Annotated in this window: 5 protein-coding genes; all 5 read left to right on the forward strand. The window is 43.5% G+C overall.

The features are described from left to right. Positions 1–988, forward strand: a 988-nt coding sequence (locus tag BG32_RS08695; protein WP_147434903.1) for a YeeE/YedE family protein, incomplete at its 5' end; no start/stop codon positions are given. 10 nt (positions 989–998) lie between these two features. Then, positions 999–1,355 (forward strand): DsrE/DsrF/TusD sulfur relay family protein, encoded by a 357-nt coding sequence (locus BG32_RS08700; protein WP_006492248.1) that lies wholly within the window; start codon positions 999–1,001, stop codon positions 1,353–1,355. An 8-nt stretch (positions 1,356–1,363) separates the two neighbouring features. Next, entirely contained in the window at positions 1,364–1,720 is a 357-nt protein-coding gene (locus tag BG32_RS08705; protein WP_006492249.1) for a hypothetical protein, read from the forward strand. A 10-nt stretch (positions 1,721–1,730) separates the two neighbouring features. Further along, positions 1,731–1,994, forward strand: coding sequence for a sulfurtransferase complex subunit TusB (tusB, locus tag BG32_RS08710; RefSeq protein WP_006492250.1), 264 nt, complete (start codon positions 1,731–1,733; stop codon positions 1,992–1,994). A 71-nt stretch (positions 1,995–2,065) separates the two neighbouring features. Continuing rightward, on the forward strand, positions 2,066–2,556 hold a 491-nt coding region (locus tag BG32_RS08715), incomplete at its 3' end, for a sulfurtransferase TusA family protein (protein ID WP_121526687.1).

Raw genomic sequence — 2,556 nt, forward strand, 5'->3', positions numbered from 1 at the left:
GGCCTGGACGGGTCTCTTAGTTGGTCTCGTTTTTGGAATAATTCTTCAGAGAGGAAGAGTGTGTTTTAACTCAGCGTTTAGAGATGTTTTGCTCTTCAAGGATAACTACCTTTGGAAATTAGGTTTTCTTGCTGTCGGTCTGCAAATGATCACAGTTCTCTTTGTTGCCCAAATGGGTTGGATAAAGATTGCACCACCAACACTGAATCTTTTCGGCAATATTGTTGGGGCTTACGTATTTGGCCTGGGTATGGTGCTAGCCGGTGGTTGTGCGTCTGGTGTAACCTACAGATCGGGAGAAGGAATGACAACTGCAATGATCGCTGCGGTTTTCTACGGAATTGGTGCAATGGCAATGCGGGGCGGAGTGTTTTCGCCCATAAGAACCTGGGCCTCTCAATTTAACGTTTCCGTCGATGCCAATTCCTCTGTCTACCTTGACAAGGTTGGTCCGACTCTTGCAACGGTCCTCAATATCAATCCCTGGATCCCTGCAGTGATACTAGCTGCGGTTCTTCTGTGGTATACATTGGGGACAAAGACAACAGAGAGAAAGACTAAGTTCAACTGGAAGGGTGCTGCGGTTTCTCTTGCTATTCTCTCTCCCATTGCATGGATAACAAGTGAGGCTGCAGGGAGAAACTACGGATTCGGTATCACCGGTGGCTGGGTCTCAATATTTGATTCTTACATCAGCAATCAGCCTCTTAGATGGGACGGATTCGAAATAATCGGTATCATTCTTGGCGCTCTCATCGCTTCACTTCTTGCCAAAGAGTTCAAACTGAGAATGCCCAAGAATCCCAAGACTTATCTTGTTGTGATGATCGGCGGCACGATGATGGGAGCTGGAGCCAGTCTGGCAGGCGGTTGTAATATAGGTCATTTTCTTGCCGGTCTTCCAACTCTCGCAATCTCTTCTATAATCGCTAGTGTGTTCTTGATACTTGGCAACTGGACAATGGCCTATATACTATACAGAAAGTGAGGCGTCTCTTTTGAGAATAACAATTCAAGTTTTCGCACCACCTTACTCATATGAGGATCTTGATTCAGCAATAAAGATTGCTGAAGCCGGCCTTAACAAGGGACATGAAGTTACGATATTTCTATTTGCAGACTCAATCCTTTCTATAAACAGTAAGGTCAAGCCTATAAGAGTAGACAGAGATATCCCCAGAAAATTGGAATCTATGATAAAAGAAAAAGGTTTGAAAGTTGAGATCTGTGGAATATGCATGGACTACAGAGGTGTAACCAAAGATATGATTATCGAAGGTTCGAATCCCAGTGGTCTTCCCGAACTGGCTTCACTGATTTTCAACAGTGACAGGTTTGTTAACCTGATGGCGTGAGGTGCTTTATGGATAAGAAGATACTTTTCGTTGTATATCAGGCGCCAGCAGGTTCTATTTGGGTAAACGAAGCATTTAGAACTGCGTTCGGAATGTATGGCGAGGATATTGAACCATCCGTTCTCCTAATGGAAGAGGCAACTGTTGCTCTTTCAAAGAAAACTAAGCCTGAATGTCTTGGCCTACTCTCGATTTCCATGTGTTTTAGGTTTATCAAGAGATACGAGACTGCGGTATACGGTGTCAGAGAACATGTGGAGAGATTCAAAGTTAAGGAGATCGAAGAAAGCTTCAATGCAAAGCTGATTGGAGAAGCTGATCTTGGAGACTTCTTCCACGATTTTGACAACGTAGTATTTATGTGAGGTGTCTGGTATGCATCTAATAGTAGTGAAGAACGGACCCAATAATCCTGCTGAAAGAGTAAAGATAAGAGCATCCAAAGAAGGGGACAGTGTTGTCCTCATTCAAGACGGGATTTTCTGGGCACTGAATGACATAGAAACTGAAGCAAAATGCTTTGCCATCAAGGACGATGTGGAGGCAAGAGGTTACACAGCCGATGACGTTACTGTGCCTCTTATAAGTTATGATGGCTTCATAGATATAATCGAAAAGTGTGACAAATCAATCGGTTAAGCTCTGAATGTGTGATACTTGAGGTGCGCTTCACAAAGAGGTGCACCTCTTTCTGCAGGAGGAATTCAAGGATGCCTCTTAAGCTTCCAGATCTTTTTAGAACTCTCTCAAATCAAACGAGATTAGAAATCCTTACAATGTTGATGGACAATTACCTTACTGCTACGGAAATCGCGACGTTGCTTCAAATAGATCTGTCAACTGTTTACAGACATCTGAAGCAGATGAAAAAACTTGGAATTCTAACTTCGACTCATCTACACGGAGTGGAGAGATTTGACTTCAGTTCTCCGCACATTTTTAGAATGCTGGATGAAGCAATTACGTTTATGGGTGAACTGAAGGGATTCAGCCCGATTGTTTGCTCGGAGGGCATTTGCAGTTATTATCTTGGCGGAGAGTTGGACGAAATTGAACCTGACCAGCTTCTCGATATGAGAGGCGAATCCTGCCCAGTGCCAGATATTCAAGCTAGGAAGACACTAAGAAAAATGAATCCTGGCGAGATCTTGCTTGTTATAGTGGATTATCCACTTTCTGGGGAAAGAATTCCTGCATCAGT

This window comes from Mesotoga sp. HF07.pep.5.2.highcov (assembly GCF_003666285.1).
GTDB classification, from domain to species: domain Bacteria; phylum Thermotogota; class Thermotogae; order Petrotogales; family Kosmotogaceae; genus Mesotoga; species Mesotoga prima.

Excerpts from the sequence above, each read along its gene's own strand:
- BG32_RS08705 (WP_006492249.1), top strand. The coding sequence starts at position 1,364 with ATGGATAAGAAGATACTTTTCGTTGTATATCAGGCGCCAGCAGGTTCT.
- tusB (WP_006492250.1), top strand. The coding sequence starts at position 1,731 with ATGCATCTAATAGTAGTGAAGAACGGACCCAATAATCCTGCTGAAAGA.